General features: G+C 56.1%; 24 protein-coding genes. 2 read left to right on the top strand and 22 right to left on the bottom strand.

Going from position 1 to position 14329, the window contains the following annotated elements; all coding sequences use genetic code 11:
• Positions 1–7 precede the first annotated feature (7 nt).
• The 4 genes from FOB24_RS10005 to FOB24_RS09990 form a co-directional block, all read right to left on the bottom strand.
• Positions 8–310 (bottom strand): phage tail assembly protein, encoded by a 303-nt coding sequence (locus FOB24_RS10005; protein ID WP_032266118.1) that lies wholly within the window; start codon positions 308–310, stop codon positions 8–10.
• Positions 311–364: 54 nt separating this feature from the next.
• Positions 365–880 (bottom strand): phage major tail tube protein, encoded by a 516-nt coding sequence (locus FOB24_RS10000; protein ID WP_032266119.1) that lies wholly within the window; start codon positions 878–880, stop codon positions 365–367.
• A gap of 9 nt (positions 881–889) precedes the next feature.
• Positions 890–2062 (bottom strand): phage tail sheath protein, encoded by a 1173-nt coding sequence (locus FOB24_RS09995; protein ID WP_045334072.1) that lies wholly within the window; start codon positions 2060–2062, stop codon positions 890–892.
• Positions 2063–2145: 83 nt separating this feature from the next.
• Positions 2146–2703 carry a recombinase family protein gene (locus tag FOB24_RS09990; protein WP_053264365.1) on the bottom strand — a complete coding sequence of 186 codons (558 nt, stop codon included), beginning with the start codon at positions 2701–2703 and terminating at the stop codon, positions 2146–2148.
• A 126-nt stretch (positions 2704–2829) separates the two neighbouring features.
• Here FOB24_RS09990 and FOB24_RS09985 point away from each other — a divergent pair, with 126 nt between their 5' ends.
• Positions 2830–3294 carry a phage tail protein gene (locus FOB24_RS09985; protein ID WP_396027583.1) on the top strand — a complete coding sequence of 155 codons (465 nt, stop codon included), beginning with the start codon at positions 2830–2832 and terminating at the stop codon, positions 3292–3294.
• Between the two features lie 72 nt (positions 3295–3366).
• Positions 3367–3972: a tail fiber assembly protein gene (locus tag FOB24_RS09980; RefSeq protein ID WP_079893915.1), complete on the top strand. Its 606-nt coding sequence runs from the start codon at positions 3367–3369 to the stop codon at positions 3970–3972.
• Positions 3973–4025: 53 nt separating this feature from the next.
• Here the strand turns inward: FOB24_RS09980 and FOB24_RS09975 are convergent, their stop codons facing one another.
• The 18 genes from FOB24_RS09975 to FOB24_RS09895 form a co-directional block, all read right to left on the bottom strand.
• Positions 4026–4487 carry a phage tail protein gene (locus FOB24_RS09975; RefSeq protein ID WP_079893914.1) on the bottom strand — a complete coding sequence of 154 codons (462 nt, stop codon included), beginning with the start codon at positions 4485–4487 and terminating at the stop codon, positions 4026–4028.
• A gap of 9 nt (positions 4488–4496) precedes the next feature.
• A complete protein-coding gene (locus FOB24_RS09970) occupies positions 4497–5978 on the bottom strand; it encodes a phage tail-collar fiber domain-containing protein (RefSeq protein WP_150344845.1) in 1482 nt (493 codons plus the stop codon).
• Positions 5975–6580: a phage tail protein I gene (locus FOB24_RS09965; RefSeq protein ID WP_001397640.1), complete on the bottom strand. Its 606-nt coding sequence runs from the start codon at positions 6578–6580 to the stop codon at positions 5975–5977. Before FOB24_RS09965 ends, FOB24_RS09970 begins: the two co-directional genes overlap by 4 nt.
• The gene (locus FOB24_RS09960; RefSeq protein WP_079894838.1) at positions 6573–7481 is read right to left on the bottom strand and encodes a baseplate assembly protein; all 909 of its coding nucleotides are present in this window, start codon (positions 7479–7481) and stop codon (positions 6573–6575) included. The genes FOB24_RS09965 and FOB24_RS09960 overlap by 8 nt, the downstream gene beginning before the upstream one ends.
• Positions 7468–7827, bottom strand: coding sequence for a GPW/gp25 family protein (locus FOB24_RS09955; RefSeq protein WP_079894837.1), 360 nt, complete (start codon positions 7825–7827; stop codon positions 7468–7470). The genes FOB24_RS09960 and FOB24_RS09955 overlap by 14 nt, the downstream gene beginning before the upstream one ends.
• The gene (locus FOB24_RS09950) at positions 7824–8402 is read right to left on the bottom strand and encodes a phage baseplate assembly protein V (protein ID WP_079894836.1); all 579 of its coding nucleotides are present in this window, start codon (positions 8400–8402) and stop codon (positions 7824–7826) included. Before FOB24_RS09950 ends, FOB24_RS09955 begins: the two co-directional genes overlap by 4 nt.
• A gap of 68 nt (positions 8403–8470) precedes the next feature.
• Positions 8471–8917 carry a phage virion morphogenesis protein gene (locus FOB24_RS09945; RefSeq protein ID WP_046669932.1) on the bottom strand — a complete coding sequence of 149 codons (447 nt, stop codon included), beginning with the start codon at positions 8915–8917 and terminating at the stop codon, positions 8471–8473.
• Complete coding sequence (locus tag FOB24_RS09940) at positions 8910–9341, bottom strand: phage tail protein (RefSeq protein WP_079894835.1); 432 nt, start codon at positions 9339–9341, stop codon at positions 8910–8912. Before FOB24_RS09940 ends, FOB24_RS09945 begins: the two co-directional genes overlap by 8 nt.
• Positions 9304–9552 carry an Rz1-like lysis system protein LysC gene (lysC, locus tag FOB24_RS24415; RefSeq protein ID WP_223151184.1) on the bottom strand — a complete coding sequence of 83 codons (249 nt, stop codon included), beginning with the start codon at positions 9550–9552 and terminating at the stop codon, positions 9304–9306. Before lysC ends, FOB24_RS09940 begins: the two co-directional genes overlap by 38 nt.
• Positions 9437–9865, bottom strand: a complete 429-nt coding sequence (gene lysB / locus FOB24_RS09935) for an Rz-like lysis system protein LysB (RefSeq protein ID WP_162926034.1) — start codon at positions 9863–9865, stop codon at positions 9437–9439. The genes lysC and lysB overlap by 116 nt, the downstream gene beginning before the upstream one ends.
• The gene (locus FOB24_RS09930) at positions 9862–10239 is read right to left on the bottom strand and encodes a DNZ54_00345 family protein (protein WP_001528673.1); all 378 of its coding nucleotides are present in this window, start codon (positions 10237–10239) and stop codon (positions 9862–9864) included. Before FOB24_RS09930 ends, lysB begins: the two co-directional genes overlap by 4 nt.
• A 4-nt stretch (positions 10240–10243) precedes the next feature.
• Positions 10244–10753 carry a lysozyme gene (locus FOB24_RS09925; RefSeq protein ID WP_019077486.1) on the bottom strand — a complete coding sequence of 170 codons (510 nt, stop codon included), beginning with the start codon at positions 10751–10753 and terminating at the stop codon, positions 10244–10246.
• Positions 10734–10949: an HP1 family phage holin gene (locus FOB24_RS09920; RefSeq protein ID WP_000171565.1), complete on the bottom strand. Its 216-nt coding sequence runs from the start codon at positions 10947–10949 to the stop codon at positions 10734–10736. The genes FOB24_RS09925 and FOB24_RS09920 overlap by 20 nt, the downstream gene beginning before the upstream one ends.
• 3 nt (positions 10950–10952) lie before the next feature.
• Positions 10953–11156 carry a tail protein X gene (locus FOB24_RS09915; protein ID WP_000868184.1) on the bottom strand — a complete coding sequence of 68 codons (204 nt, stop codon included), beginning with the start codon at positions 11154–11156 and terminating at the stop codon, positions 10953–10955.
• Positions 11156–11620: a head completion/stabilization protein gene (locus FOB24_RS09910; protein WP_063886531.1), complete on the bottom strand. Its 465-nt coding sequence runs from the start codon at positions 11618–11620 to the stop codon at positions 11156–11158. Before FOB24_RS09910 ends, FOB24_RS09915 begins: the two co-directional genes overlap by 1 nt.
• A gap of 93 nt (positions 11621–11713) precedes the next feature.
• Entirely contained in the window at positions 11714–12364 is a 651-nt protein-coding gene (locus tag FOB24_RS09905) for a phage terminase small subunit (RefSeq protein WP_079893544.1), read from the bottom strand.
• Between the two features lie 3 nt (positions 12365–12367).
• Positions 12368–13432, bottom strand: a complete 1065-nt coding sequence (locus FOB24_RS09900; RefSeq protein WP_079893545.1) for a phage major capsid protein, P2 family — start codon at positions 13430–13432, stop codon at positions 12368–12370.
• Between the two features lie 16 nt (positions 13433–13448).
• Positions 13449–14282 (bottom strand): GPO family capsid scaffolding protein, encoded by an 834-nt coding sequence (locus tag FOB24_RS09895; protein WP_001528599.1) that lies wholly within the window; start codon positions 14280–14282, stop codon positions 13449–13451.
• Between the last annotated feature and the right edge of the window lie 47 nt (positions 14283–14329).

Here is a 14329-nt window from a genome sequence, read left to right as displayed (position 1 = left end):
TCAACCGTCAGGTTGTCGGCAAATCGACAAGCACCGACTTCGGCAACAAAAAAGTCACCACCTCTACAGCCATTGCTGTCAGATCGGCGGGGTCCAGCTCTGCCATTTCCTGCGCGGTCAGCGTCGGAGTGGAGATTCGCGGGATCACAGTCATCATCGCGCCCACGTCCATATCCATAATGGCCTGCAGACGGGTGCCACGCAGTGCGCCGGACTGCGGCTTGCGCAGCACAATTTCGGTAATTTCAGTTTTACCGCGCATGATGGGGGTATCCAGTTTTACGGTCTTTTCAGTCAGCTTGTCGCTCATGTTCGTATCCTGTTAATGAAATACTGGCGCGGCTGCCCGCGCCGTTAAGGTTAATCAGAGGCCGAGGGCATTACGGTGTTCTTCCATCAGATCCACGCCGTCAACGATTTCAACCATGTTGACCAGATCGACCTCATAGAGCACCTCACCGTTAATGGTCAGCTTCGCGTAGCTGTTAGTACTGCTGACCTTGGTGGCGCTACTCTCGCCGGTTTTCCACTCGCCGGAATCCACTTCTTTATGACGCCCGCGCACAACCAGCTCAACGGCCTGCACTTCGCCAGTATCGTCACGCTGAATAGAGCCGGTGAAACGCAGCTGGATGCCGTCAACGGTTGCCTTGCCCATCTGCTTGAATAACAGCAGTTCGGTGCCGCCGATTGAAAATTCCGTGTCCAGTGCGCCGTCATCCAGCCCCATGTCCACATCCACCGCGCCCGGCATACCGCCGCCGCGATACTTCTCAAACTTGCGGGTGAATTTCGGCAGGGTCAGAGACTCGACAATCCCCTGCCAGTTGTTCCCGTCGTTGAACAGGTTCAGGTGTTTTAACTTACGTGGTAAAGCCATGGTGTCCCCTTACGCGCTGACCTGGCTGGAGAAATCCAGCAGGTACTGATCGGTGATGCGCTGGCGCAGCATCAGGTTTTCAAGCGGCGGCACCGGCGTGTAGTCGTAGTCGATAGTGAGTTTCCCTGCTTTCAGGGAGTCTTTATCGTTCACCGACTCATCCAGCCAGCAGTCTGCACCGATGATGTAGCCCTGCGTTTTAAGGCTGCGCAGCTTGGCGCGGATACCTTCGATAATGTCACGGGCCAGCGATGGGTTGAGCACGCCATCCACCGCCCACATGTGCGCTTCAGCGATGGTGTCAGCCAGCACCTGCGCCGTGCGGGTGTAGTTCTCAAAGGCAAACAGCGGATCGTCACTGAGGCAGCGGGAACCCCAGAAGCGGAAGCCGTCTTTGCGGATAAGCGTGGTGACGTCATTCTGGTTGAGCAGTCCCGCATCGGTTGCCGGGTCCTGCAAATCCCAGAACACATCAGCGGAAATGCCGGTGACACCGTTCACGCCCACGTTGGACAGGGTCTTGTGCCAGCCGGTCTGCTCGTCAATTTTGGCTCGCAGGCCGAGCGCACGGGCGGAGGCGTAAGCTGTCGCGTCTGCATTCAGCACAGTGTCAAAGTTGATAAAGTCAGGCCAGATCAGCATCCCCTCGCGCTGGCTGAAATTGTCACGGTAGGCAATTGCTTCTTCTACCGTTTTGCAGCCGTAGGCGGACAGATAGGCAAACCCGCGCAGACTCTGCGCCACGCTCAGCAACTCAGTGGCAACTGCCTGCGTGTCGTGTCCCGGCACACCGAGAATGCGCGGCTTGACACCGAGCTGCGACTGCGCCGATAGCAGCGCTTTCATGCCCGTTTTTTTACCGTCAGCAGTCACACCGCCGATAATGTTGGAGGTGGTTTCCGCTTCGGTTTCGCCCTGCGCCACGCGCACAACGACGGTCACGGGTTTAGCCTGGTCTGCAATCGCATCCAGCGAACGGGCCAGCGTGCCGGACTCTCCCGCTTTGCCGCTGGCGGTCAGCACATCGGTCAGCAGAACCGGCTTGTTGAGGGGAAACATAGACGCATCAGCATCATCGCCGGTGCAGACCATGCCCACGATGGCGGTGCTCACCGTGGTAATGGATCGGGTGCCCTCGTTGATTTCAACAACGCGCACCCCGTGGTGGTAATCCTGAGCCATAGCGGCGAACCTCCTGATTGGAATAGGCTTCGCCCTATGTTGTATTGATTACGTCACGCAGACAGCTGTGCGGCGTTGTCCTGTTAATCACACAATGTCGCAGGATATTTGCGGTATAACGTCGAGATCCCCACATCAAAAATTAAAGCAACCCGCTGCCGTGTTTCACCTGCAGCAAGTAACCTGCCAGCCTGTGCCCATTGCTCTGGCGTCAGTTTTGGTCTTCGCCCTCCAATCCTGCCTTTAGCTCTTGCAGCTTCCAGTCCCGCACGGGTTCGTTCCACTATCAACTCGCGTTCCATCTCCGCCAGTGCCCCCATAACGTGAAAGAAAAACCGCCCCATTGGCGTACTGGTGTCTATGCTGTCAGTCAGACTGCGGAAATTAACTCCGCGCTGCCGGAGTTCTTCTATCAGGGTAACAAGGTGTCGCATGCTTCTTCCCAGCCTGTCGAGCTTCCATACAACCAGCGTGTCTCCCTCTGATAACGTCCTGAGCAACCTTTTTAGCCCTGGCCTGTCTGCTGTTTTTCCGCTCATTTTGTCTTCAAAAATTAGCTCACATCCTGAGCGTTCCAGTGCATCACGTTGCAAAGCAGTGTTCTGGTCATTTGTTGACACCCTCACATAGCCTATTTGCATGAAAAATAACCTCTTAAAAGGTAAACAGCATGCCATGATTTTCAGATGCTGGAATCATTTGCTACGTAACTGATTCAATACTGGCTTTGGCTAAATGTTGGTTTGGGAGAAGGTTCGGCACTGCCGGTGGGCGTACCGGTGCCGTGGCCCCTCCCGAACCCACCACAGGGATGGCTAAAATATAACGGCGCACCCTTCGATAAAAATACATTTCCGAAATTAGGTGCAGTTTATCCGGCTGGCGTATTACCCGACTTACGCGGCGAGTTTATTCGCGGCTGGGATGATGGGCGGGGAGTGGATGCAGGGAGAATCATATTAGCTCAGCAGGGTGATGCTATTAGAAATATCACTGGTGGGGTTCAGGGACGAAATGCAGCTACATCAGCAAGGCTTTTTAATGCAGGGGCAACAGGTGCTTTCCGCACTGACGGTGAGTTTGGATCGTATGCCGCTCAAGTAGATGTTGCTATTGGAGCGACAGACGATAGATTTGCTTCGCTTTTTTTTGATGCTTCCTTGATGGTTCCAACTGCAAATGAAAACCGCCCACGTAACCTGTCATTTAATTACATTGTGAGGGCTATGTAACAACATCAATATCAAGAATAAGTGAGGACGCTCAGTATAGTAGAATCTTGCCCCAGCACGAAGGATAAGAGAATGAGTGAAGCTATTTTGAATACATATGGGATCGCATCATCGGCAGGTGAAATCACTGTTTATAACTATGATGCCATCACCCGTGAGTACCTGTCATCAACCGTTGAATATCTTGCAGAAGGCGTGGGCGTGCCTGCCCATTCCTGTACTGATAAACCCGGCAAATTCAAGGCTGGCTTTGCTATTTGTCGTAATGAAGATCTGAACGGCTGGGAGTATGTTGAAGATCACCGTGAAGCAGAAGTTTATAAAACTGATACAGGGGAGAAAATCACTGTTCGGTTTTTAGGAGAGCTTCCAGAAAATACCACCACAATTGCGCCAGAAACTGAATTTGATGTCTGGAATGGTACTGAGTGGATAACGGACATCGATGCAAAAAGAGTTGCTGACGTTCAGGCATTTGAAATGAAAATTCAGGCGCTGATTGATGAGGCTAATGCGGTCATTAATAAAAATAACTGGCCTTCAAAGTTACAACTCAATCGAATGAGCGAAACAGAAACAAGCAAGTTTAACCTGTGGCTTGATTATATTGATGCGCTGAATGCCATTAAACCCTCAGATTTTCCAACTGCGATACTACCTGAGCCGCCCTCAATTTGATAAAGATGATTAAGCCGTCATTATGGACTGACCACATTAAGACGGCTTTTCATTTAAGCTGCACGAACTATGTAATTGAATGCAAGATTTCGCGGGCGATTTTCATTTGCAGTTGGCACTACCCGGGAAGCATCAAAAGCAAAATCATCATTCATATCAACAATAGTCGTACTCTCAGGCCTTCTGCCGCTTCTTACCCCCGAATCGTAAAAAGCACCAGAAAAACTATCAAACGAAACGCCAGAAGAACCACTCACGAAACCTGTAATATTTCTAATAGCATCACCCTGCTGAGCTAATATGATTCTCCCTGCATCCACTCCCCGCCCATCATCCCAGCCGCGAATAAACTCACCGCGTAAATCAGGTAATACGCCAGCCGGATAAACTGCACCTAATTTCGGAAATGTATTTTTATCGAAGGGTGCGCCGTTATATTTTAGCCATCCCTGCGGTGGGTTCGGGAGAGGCCACGGAACCGGTACGCCCACCGGTAGCGCGGAGCCTTCTCCCAAACCAACGTTTTAAACTGCACGAACGATGTAGTTGAATGAAATGTTACGAGGTCTGAGTGTTACATGATTAACACCATCACCAACAGCTGGGCCGGGATAAGGAAATCTGGAAAATCCAGGACTGTAATCGACCACACCATCATGATTACCTATTGCATGACCGGAGCCTACGTCATAGTTACCAGCATACTGTGTGAAAGATGTTGCTGCCTGAAAACTAAGTAATGCCCTACTATTATCGATCCCTCTTCCATCATCCCAGCCGCGAATAAATTCACCCCGTAAATCAGGTAATACGCCAGCCGGATAAATGGCCCCTAATTTCGGAAATGTATTTTTATCGAAGGGTGCGCCGTTATATTTCAGCCAGCCTTCCGGTGGGTTCGGGAGGGGCCACGGCACTGGCACACCTACCGGCAACGCGGAGCCTTCCCCCAAACCAAGGTATTGTAGAAGGGCTGAAACACTTTTCCCGCTGAGGTTAGTCAAAGTGGCATCGAGGGGCTGTTTCCCCGCCAGCGCGTTCATCACTGTTGTCGCAAAGTTAGGATCATTCCCCAGCGCAGCTGCCAGTTCATTCAGTGTGTCCAGCGCCTCCGGCGATGAACCAACCAGCCCGGCAATAGCTGCCTTCACAAATGCTGTAGTGGCAATCTGCGTATTGTTCACAGTCTGCGCCGCAGTCGGAGCCGTTGGCGTTCCGGTCAGGGCTGGGCTTGCCAGTGGTGCTTTCAGTGCCAACGCATTGTTAATGGTGGTACTGAAATTCGGGTCATTATTGATAGCTGCCGCAATTTCTTTCAGCGTATCCAGCGTTGCCGGTGCGCCACCTATCAGGGCAAGAATAGCGGCCTGTACAAAGGCTGTACTGGCAATCAGGGTGCTGTTGTTTCCTGCCGGTGGCGTTGGCGTTTTAGGCATGCCTGTCAGAGTCGGACTGTCTTTTGGTGCATACTGCGAATGAGGATCAACAGCAGCAAGATGCTTTGCCATCAGGTCATCCACATACACCTTAAGTTCCAGCACCTTGTCATCCACATATTTGCGGGTTGCCAGAACCACAGCGGGGTCAATTTTCAGGGTGATGTTATCGGTGCTGCTGGTAATCAGTACCATTCGCACGGTCTGCGTGCGTCCGCTGCCCTCCGCCAGCTTCGGCTTGTAGCTCTCCGGGCAGTTTCCCACAGCAATCAGCGCACCTGTTTCATCAAACAGGCCGACTTCACGGATCCACCACCCGCCCTCATTTTCCGGGATCACCTGCTCAGCAATAATCTGGCTGCTGTTCTGTGGGTCGATATACAGCATATTCAGCGCTGCGCGGCGTTCCTCAGCCACTAACGCGGTCTGTTGCGCGTTGGGTGTGGGCAGCACACCGCCACCACTGCCCACCGCCATATGGGTAATTTTTAGTGGGACACCGAGCGCAGCGGCGCTTGCCAGTTTCGCCGCGCCGATATCCGTCAGCAAGGTATAAAATTTTGCGCTCATGGGTTCACTCTCATCGTGTCAATAACATGGACCGCGCCGCCCTCATAAGCGGTGCCGCCGGAAATAATGGTTTCGTTTATATACGGGTAGATCGTGATTTCTTCGCCGGTATAAGTGGCTGCACCCACAAAATACGGGCCGCCTGTCTGCAGGTTGATGGACATGCCAACCAGATGACGGCTGCACGGTTTGGCATCACCGATCAGACGCTCCAGCTCCAGATAGGTTTCTTCTGTTATGCCCTGGTCCTGCACGCCAATATCCAGACGGAACGTCCCCGGTGTTTCGCCAGTCTGCCACCACTCAATGATGCGGATCAGAAAGCCGAACGGCTCCACCACGCGCCGCACGGCGCTGGTTGTCCCCTTGTGCTGATGGATATAAAACGCGTCCTGCACAACGCGGCGCTTGACGCTTTCTGTCCAGCTTTCATCCCAGCGGTCAACAGAAAACGCCCAGGCCAGATAGGGCAGGAATCTGATCGGACAGGTTGCCGGATTCCACAAATCTCGCAGCGATACCTGCAGATCGGAAATCCCGCTGCAGGTCTGCGCCAGTCGGCGCTCAAGCGGCGACGAACCCGGCGGCAACAGGCTATTCATCCGTGCCCCCGTTGGTGACGCTCCATTCAGTACAGGATGCCGCCTGCGTCTTATCCAGCACCACATCACCCTGCGGGGACGTCAGCTCCACACGCTGGACGCCCTCCACGTGCAACGCGGCATAAATGGCGCTGCGGCGGATATCACGTCCCAGCCGCGTCTGACTGGCGATGTATTTCTGCAGACTGGCTTTTGCTTCTGCCATCACCGGCTCAGCCTCCGGCCCAGGATAAAGGAAGATCGTCGCGTCCACGCTGTACGGAATAATTTCAGCGCTGCGCACCGTCAGGCGGTCTGCCACCGGGCGAACCTTTTCACTGTTAAGCGCCTGTTCAACCACTGCCAGCAGGTCAGCCCCTGCCGTACCATCACCCTCGCGGCTCAGTACGGTAAGCACCACCTCAGCCGGTGCAGGACTGGTTGCGCTGGCATCAGCCACGCGCCCGTCGGCACTTCTGGCGTGGAACTCATAGGCTCCCGTCGGCCCTGCAACGGACAGCCCCTCAAATGCTGCAGGAATGCGCTGGCGTAATGCTTCATCACTTTCCATCACTGCGGCGACCGGCGGCACCGCGTCATTATCGGCAGGGACTACTGTCAGGCGCTTCACGTTGCAGTTACCTGCCAGTTGTTCAAGGTCATTTCCCATGGAATAGGCCACCATGACCGCCTGCGCAGCCTCATTAATACGCTGGCGCAGCAGGATTTCGCGGTAAGTATTTTCCTGCAGCAGTTTAGTGACAGGTTCTGACTCCAGCGCTAACGTGCGCATAACAGCCTCCTGTTCATCAGCCGGATGAAGGGCTACAAAGGCGGCCTTGCGTTCTGCCAGCAATGCCTCAAAGTCCGGCACGTCCACAATCTGCGGCGGCGGTAGTTGGGAAAGATCAATGACTGCCATTGTCTGCTCCTGTTGATACGGAAAGGGAAACTGGCGCGCCGTTATTGCTGTGTCCGGTAAGCTCAACCGCCATAGAGCCGTCAAAATTGCCGTTGATGGTGATGGAGTCCAGCGTAAGACGTGGCTCCCAGCGACTCAGGGCCACATAGACCGCAGCCATAATCTGCAGGCGCAGCGCCGGGTTCTGCGGCTGGTCAATCAGGGCAGACAGCAGGGAGCCATATTCCCGGCGGGCAAGACGGCTGCCCTGCGGCGTCAGCAGAATATCCCGCACCGACTGGCGCAGATGGTCTGTATCTGCAATGGCCTGCCCGTCATTCCTGCTCATACCGATATACAATGTCATACCGGACCTCCGGTGTTAGCGCCGCCTTTCAGAACACCAGTATGCTCATGGTCATCAACAACGATCCCGTTGGAACTCATCGCGCCACCGCCCTGGGTGACGCCACCATTGATCACCACCTCGCTGTTAATGCGCGTGGTGTCAGCCTCCACCACAAACTCACCGGTTTTGTAGGTGACGCTGTCTGATGCCTCGATCACCATGGATTTGATGCCCCTGACATGCCATCGTCCGGTGGCGGGTTCATACTCAAACCATCCCCCGTCCGGGTACTCCGTCACGCAACCGTCCACCGAATCCGACGGCGGCGGAAACTGATTGGAGTAGATGGCGGGCAGCACAAAAGCTGTTTCCAGATTGCCCCCCATGCTCAGCACCACCACCTGCTCATCCGGCGACGGACACCACCATGTACGGGCACCACCGGCACGCAGCGTCAGCCAGTTAATCCAGTTGGTTTCAAGCTCGCCCACTCTCACCCGGCACAGCCAGTTTTCCCGGTCCACTTCGGTCACGGTGCCGGTGCGGATCAGGTTGGTGATAAGGCGCATAATTTCGGTCAGTTGTGCATTCATAACGAAAGGTTGCCATCAGAGGGAAAAGGGAGGCAGCGCGGGCGCTTGTACCAGCGGTGGCACAAAGATCACCCCGCCAGCCAGCGCAGCATGGTGTCACGGGTGACGGTTTCCACTTCTTCATTCACGCCCAGCAGGCGGCGCTCTGCGTAGCGAACCTCCGGGCCTTTTCGGCTGACGCGATCCCGCAGGCCATAATGGTGAACACGGGCAATGCGCTGCACCTTGCCATCAAACTGCACGCTGGCGGAGTCCGCACTGGCGGTGGTTTTCAGGTATTTTGTGGTGCGAAGCTTTGCAAACATCTGGCGTTTGATGCGTCCCTTCTTGCTGCGGGCTGTCACCCGGCGCGGCTCATAGCCGCTGCCGTCAGGATTACGCTGCAGCCTGATGTTCTGCTGCTGCGTCCGGCGCAACTGTTGCGCCAGTTGCCGCATCATACGGCTGCGCGCGGCAGGCTCCAGATTCGCCAGTAGCGCCGTCAGCCAGTCGTCCACCCTCTGCAGTTCATCCACGTTTCACCGTCCACATTTCTTCGGGTTCGTCCGGCTCCGGCACCGCTTCAACGCTTGACACGCTGCCGTTAGTGCTGACCAGCACGCGCTCCGTCAGTTGCAGGTTCAGGCTGATATCGCACACATCGTTGCGCAGAATATCCACTTCAAAGGTGAACAGTTTTTCGCGCAGCTCCGGGTTGTTGATGGCGTCCGGCTGGCTGGCACTTAGCCACAGCAGCACAGGAGCCATCAGCAGATTCTGGTCGCCGCTGAAATCCTCGATCACCACGTTCAGGGTGTAGCGGTATTCCCATGACATAGAGCTGGCACCGGTTGCCACCAGTGAGCCGTTATCAACGAAAAGGTGCAGCTTGTCCGGGTTGTCGCGGACATAAGCAACCGCTTTATTCAGGGCGCTGCGTAAGGACTGCGGTTTGTTCACTGTCTCGCTCCTGACACGCAATAATCGTGTCCACTTTGTCAGCACAGACCGCCCAGGCGGCCTCGGTTTCATCCAGCACCGCGTTCAGATCGCCGTTACTGCGCGGCGCTGACCTTTCCAGACGGCACTGCGTCACTCTGGGACAGCCACTCACGGTAAGCTGCACCTCCGGCGAGGGCCGGACGCTCCCGCAGCCGGATAATGTCAGCAGGCAAAGGAGTATCAGCCCAGCGGCGCAAATCCTCGTTTTCACGTTTCAGTTCCTCGATCCGGTGCTGGCGGCTGCGCAGAAGTGCGGTGGTCTGTTCCGCTGCCGCATAAAGCCGCGCCTGCTCCCGGCTGTTGGTTTCGGTCAGAATGGACAGGCCGATCAGTTGGCTGTTTTTCTTCGTCAGCTCCTGCGTTTTGCTTTTCAGCGCCGCGCCCTGCGTCTCGATAGTGTGGCTGGCATTGTTAAGCCGCCACGACTGCCAGCCCAGCGCCGCAAGTGCCAGCGCCAGCACTACCGCCAGCGCACGCATCAGGCCGCCATCGGCTCATGAAGCGGCGCGCGGGCAATCTGATACAGAACCAGCGTCAGCAGGTAAAACACCAGGGTGATCACCCATCCAGAAAACGCCAGGCACAGAACAATAAGCAGCCTGATTACCCATGTACGCACGGGTTTTACGGGGTGCGCCCTGAATTTCAGCAATGCCGCCCTGACCTCATCGCGCGCCCGATCTCCGGCGAACCACCCCACAGCGCACAGCGCAGCAAGCAGCCAGGCGAGGAAGCATGATACCCAGACAGACGCACCAACCAGAACCGGCGCAACGCTGCGCGGATACAGCAGGCTGATAACCAACAGCGCAGCCCATGCCAGCTGGAAAAAAACGCTCATGACTTTCTTTTTCATTCCGTTATGCTCCTTTTAAGCACCAGGCCATTTCCCGCGCGCGGCGGTTGTCCAGCCCCTGATTAAACACACCTTTGACATATACCCAGCGCGGCAGTTGATGGCAGGCATCCGCCCAGCGCCGCTGGTTCAGCAACTTAACCAGCGTGGAGCTGCAGGCGTTGCCGGTGCCCACGTTGAAAGCAAACGACACCACCGCGTCATAGACCTTTTGCGGCACCGGCTGCACCACACATTTTTCCAGCGCCCGCTCCACGCGCAGCACATTGGTGATAAGTCCCTGCGCCGCCTGCCGTTCCGTGATAGTTTTGCCCGGCACCACACCGGACGTATTGCCGATCCCGTCAGTCCACACGCCCGCACTGCACTGATAAGGCTGCAGGCGGCATCCCTCGTAATCGGCAATCAGTTTCAGCCCCTCGACGGAGGTATGAAGCGACTGGAAACCGGGCAGCGTGGCGGCGATAGCCAGCACCGCCCCGACAAGGCAGCGCTTAACGATTGAAGGATTCATATTCCCCCCGCGAAATTTTGCCGCCACGTAACAATTTGAAAGACTGGTGTTTGTAGTACCAGTTGATAGCCAGCATCAGCACACCAATCAGTACGCCGCCAACCGTTGACGCATCCTTGAGCGACAGATCGCCCAGCCATGCCAGCAGCACGGCGATGCAGTAAGTGATAAAGGCGCTGATTCGTTCAAGCGTCATAATTCAGTCCCATAACTGGACGGTCTGCGCCGTGGTTGACGCCGTAATGTCCGGCAGCTCCACCTGCAGCCCGTGCGGTAAAAATGGGCCGTACTCAGCCAGCCCCGGATTTGCCTGCAGAACCTGCTCAGTAACACCCTGCGTACGCCCGTAATGACGCCAGCAAAGCGCGTCCACCGTGTCATACTGATGCGCACGCACTTTCATCAGATAAGCTCCACCGTACAGTGCGGTGCATCCTGCACCCGGCTGATGGCCCAGCGGGCATCACGCCACAGATCGCCGCTGGCCTCCGCCAGCTCCTCCCCTCGCTTCACACCTGACGCCGTGGCGTCATAGTCCTGATAACGCTCATTGAGCACGGCGCGCGCCCAGCAGAAAACAGCGTTGTGGTAGTGCCGGATACGCTCGCTTTTGCCGTCCAGCATTTCTGCGGGAACCTCAGCAAGTGTCCGCCAGCCCAGCATCTGCTGACGGTTGCGGAAGTCGAACAGCTCAGCGTTAACCTCAGAAATTGCCGTCAGCACGACCTGCTTTAAACGTGGCGGCGTCACCGTGCCGTCAGTGCGCATCACACTGCGAAATTCCGACAGATCCACATCAGGCCAGAACGGCGTATTTTTGATGACCTCCGCCTGTTCCGGTGCCTGTTCTGGCGCAACAAACTTCATGCAGCTTTCTCCTGAATAAGTGGGCGGTGGACGGAATTTTGATGTGGCAGTGCCTTTCGCCATCCCGTGCCGCCCGTGCGCGGGGCACGTTCGTTAGCGGCTGTCATTGCGCAGTCTGCGCTCCAGCTGCTGCTTTTCTTTTTTCACACCGCAGCGGGGATCAAGCTGCAGCGCATGGTTAAGGTGATTCAGGGCAGACGCCGGGTTGCTTTCGCTCAGTACAGCGCCGATGGCTTTATGCAGGCGCGCCCGCGACTGGTCCGGCATATCCAGATCGGTGGTCAGGTCCAGCGTCTGCAGAAGCAGATCGGCATCAAAACCGGCAACGGCAAGCAGAGCGCTTTGCGCCGCGTCTGCCATTTCTTCTGCCAGCACGGTCTGCACGTTACGGTTGCCCAGAGGCATCACCCAGCCATGGCGCAGCGCATGGCGCCCGATTTCGAGCGCACCGGCATAATCACCGGCGTCAATACGCCACAGCATCACGTACATCAGCACGTCATCCTGCTGCGCACCTCCGGCAGCCAGCACGCCCTCCGCCCAGGCGGAATATTTCGGCAGCAGTTCCACCTTGATTTCCGCCTTTTTCACCGTGGACTGGACGCCCTTGAGGCGGCGGCGGTCTTCTGCCAGCTGCAGCAGCATCAGGTCATAGCCCGACGCATGGCGAACACTGCCGCCCTCACGGGCGGCCTGTTCAGCCTGAATGCGCAGGCGGTGCTGCCGTGCGGGACTCAGGCTCATGCGTTACTCCCCACTTTCCTGTGCGGCAGGCGCGCTGAAATCACCGATTTCGATGTTTTCTACCAGCGCCGCGCAGCGGTAGTCCTCGACCACATACGCCTCGTTGACGGATTCAAAGTTTTCAATCCGGTCGCGTTTCGGGTTGTCGATAACTGAACGGCGGCGGGTATCTTCCTGCCAGTAGATGGACAGGTTATCCAGACGGGTGATCAGCAGGGCATTTGCCGGGAAGAAAGGCGCGCGCACAGCCTGCAGGCCGCCCATGCGTTTCTGGCTGATGATCAGATCGGCGGCGATTTTCTCGCTGTTGTCCTGCTCTTTGTTGACCAGCGGGAAATACTTGTCAGACAGCAGTTCACGTCCGCAGACAACAACCAGCTCGTCATCATCCTGATACTCCACATCGATCAGCTCGTTGACGGTATCCATCACCACCGCGTCAAGATTTACATACTTACCACCCGGACCTACTTTTACTGGTTCTGCAGTAGTGGTGCCGTCTTCTGCGGTTTTGCTGCCCATGACGTGATCCGGCGCGTCTTCGCGGATTTTCTGCAGCCAGCCTTTATTGACGTCCTGCAGCAGCGGATTTTCAGCACGGTTGGAGGTTTTGGCGCGCTTCACGCCGTTAAAGCCGATCATGATGCGGTCCAGCGCCTGACGCTTGACGATGGCGTTGCGAATACGCACCTGGAAGTCCTGGAATTTCGCCCACATGTCCAGTTTTGCGTAGGTCAGCACCGTATCAAAGTTGGTCTGCTCGCATTTGTATTCCACGTCTTCCATCAGCGTCGGATCGGTAGGCTCGCGCTCTTTGGTGGTGGTATCGGTGGTTCCGGCAATGGTGCTGCCAACGCCCAGCCCCAGCAACTGACCGGACTGCTCAGTGACCGGCGTGATGTTAATAACCGTCAGGAAAGCGGCGGACTGCTGGATCTGGTCTTCCAGCGTCTGCTGCACGGACGGCTCCACGGTAAACTTGCTGGACAGTTCTTCAACTTCCACACCGTTCAGGCGCGCCAGTTGCTGCAGGTAAGCGTTAAAGGCAAAGCGGGTTTTCTTTTTCATCGGGTTTTATGCTCCATCAGCAATTGGTCAGGGTGCCTGCCGGTGCGTCACCGCCCGGCGCGCGCTGGCGGTAATCTTTGCGGCTGTCTTCACGGCTCAGCTGCTGCTGTAACTCGGCAAAGGCGGTCTGCTGCTCCTGCAGGGAGGACTCCAGCTCAGAAAGGCGCTGGTCCTGATCGGACAGGGATTTGTCAGTGCGCTCGCTCAGGATCTGCTGCTCAGTAGCGACCAGCTCCACGGCTTTATGCACATCAGAGAATCGCGCATCGTCGGTCTGCTCTTTTTTGGTGAACAGCGCGGTGACGCGGGCAAAGAGGGACGGCTTTTCGTCCTGGGCTTCTTCCAGTTCAATCAGCGTTTCAACCGCTTCCGAAAACAGGTTTTCAGGGTTCAGCTTACGGTTTGCCAGCGGGTTATGTGCTGCACTGGCGCTGAAAGCCAGCATTTCGGTGCCCAGGCTCGCAGGATCGTCCGTCGCACCCAGCCCCACAAGATAGGCTTTGCCGGTGTCGGCAAACTTCGTGCTGACCTCCATGGAGGTGAAAAGCTTCTGGCCTTTCTTCACCAGTTCCACCAGGGCGTCCGTGGGTTCGATATCGGCATAAAGCGCCATCTTGCCCGCCAGTGGGCCGTCCTGGATTTCTTCTGCAACCAGCCCCGTCACCCTGCCGTAGCGGTTAAAGGTGCTGTCCGGCAGATAAGACTTGATGTGCTCAAGGTTAATCAGCGCGGTATAGACCGTCGGGTTGTAGCTGGCAGCCATCTGTACCAGCCATTCACGCTGGATCTCGCGCCCGTCAGTGGTGGCACCTTCCACCCCGATACGGAAACGCTTTGCTTTCACTGTCATGAGCCGTGCTCCGTTAGAAATAACTTACTGGAGCCTTATGTTTGCGG

The organism is Citrobacter werkmanii (genome assembly GCF_008693645.1).
In the GTDB taxonomy this organism is placed as follows: Bacteria; Pseudomonadota; Gammaproteobacteria; order Enterobacterales; family Enterobacteriaceae; genus Citrobacter; species Citrobacter werkmanii.
This window is presented reverse-complemented; position numbering and strand designations above follow the sequence as displayed.

Excerpts from the sequence above, each read along its gene's own strand:
- FOB24_RS10005 (WP_032266118.1), bottom strand. The coding sequence starts at position 310 with ATGAGCGACAAGCTGACTGAAAAGACCGTAAAACTGGATACCCCCATC.
- FOB24_RS10000 (WP_032266119.1), bottom strand. The coding sequence starts at position 880 with ATGGCTTTACCACGTAAGTTAAAACACCTGAACCTGTTCAACGACGGG.
- FOB24_RS09995 (WP_045334072.1), bottom strand. The coding sequence starts at position 2,062 with ATGGCTCAGGATTACCACCACGGGGTGCGCGTTGTTGAAATCAACGAG.
- FOB24_RS09990 (WP_053264365.1), bottom strand. The coding sequence starts at position 2,703 with ATGCAAATAGGCTATGTGAGGGTGTCAACAAATGACCAGAACACTGCT.
- FOB24_RS09980 (WP_079893915.1), top strand. The coding sequence starts at position 3,367 with ATGAGTGAAGCTATTTTGAATACATATGGGATCGCATCATCGGCAGGT.
- FOB24_RS09970 (WP_150344845.1), bottom strand. The coding sequence starts at position 5,978 with ATGAGCGCAAAATTTTATACCTTGCTGACGGATATCGGCGCGGCGAAA.
- FOB24_RS09965 (WP_001397640.1), bottom strand. The coding sequence starts at position 6,580 with ATGAATAGCCTGTTGCCGCCGGGTTCGTCGCCGCTTGAGCGCCGACTG.
- FOB24_RS09960 (WP_079894838.1), bottom strand. The coding sequence starts at position 7,481 with ATGGCAGTCATTGATCTTTCCCAACTACCGCCGCCGCAGATTGTGGAC.
- FOB24_RS09955 (WP_079894837.1), bottom strand. The coding sequence starts at position 7,827 with ATGACATTGTATATCGGTATGAGCAGGAATGACGGGCAGGCCATTGCA.
- FOB24_RS09950 (WP_079894836.1), bottom strand. The coding sequence starts at position 8,402 with ATGAATGCACAACTGACCGAAATTATGCGCCTTATCACCAACCTGATC.
- FOB24_RS09930 (WP_001528673.1), bottom strand. The coding sequence starts at position 10,239 with ATGAAAAAGAAAGTCATGAGCGTTTTTTTCCAGCTGGCATGGGCTGCG.
- FOB24_RS09925 (WP_019077486.1), bottom strand. The coding sequence starts at position 10,753 with ATGAATCCTTCAATCGTTAAGCGCTGCCTTGTCGGGGCGGTGCTGGCT.
- FOB24_RS09920 (WP_000171565.1), bottom strand. The coding sequence starts at position 10,949 with ATGACGCTTGAACGAATCAGCGCCTTTATCACTTACTGCATCGCCGTG.
- FOB24_RS09915 (WP_000868184.1), bottom strand. The coding sequence starts at position 11,156 with ATGAAAGTGCGTGCGCATCAGTATGACACGGTGGACGCGCTTTGCTGG.
- FOB24_RS09910 (WP_063886531.1), bottom strand. The coding sequence starts at position 11,620 with ATGAAGTTTGTTGCGCCAGAACAGGCACCGGAACAGGCGGAGGTCATC.
- FOB24_RS09905 (WP_079893544.1), bottom strand. The coding sequence starts at position 12,364 with ATGAGCCTGAGTCCCGCACGGCAGCACCGCCTGCGCATTCAGGCTGAA.
- FOB24_RS09900 (WP_079893545.1), bottom strand. The coding sequence starts at position 13,432 with ATGAAAAAGAAAACCCGCTTTGCCTTTAACGCTTACCTGCAGCAACTG.
- FOB24_RS09895 (WP_001528599.1), bottom strand. The coding sequence starts at position 14,282 with ATGACAGTGAAAGCAAAGCGTTTCCGTATCGGGGTGGAAGGTGCCACC.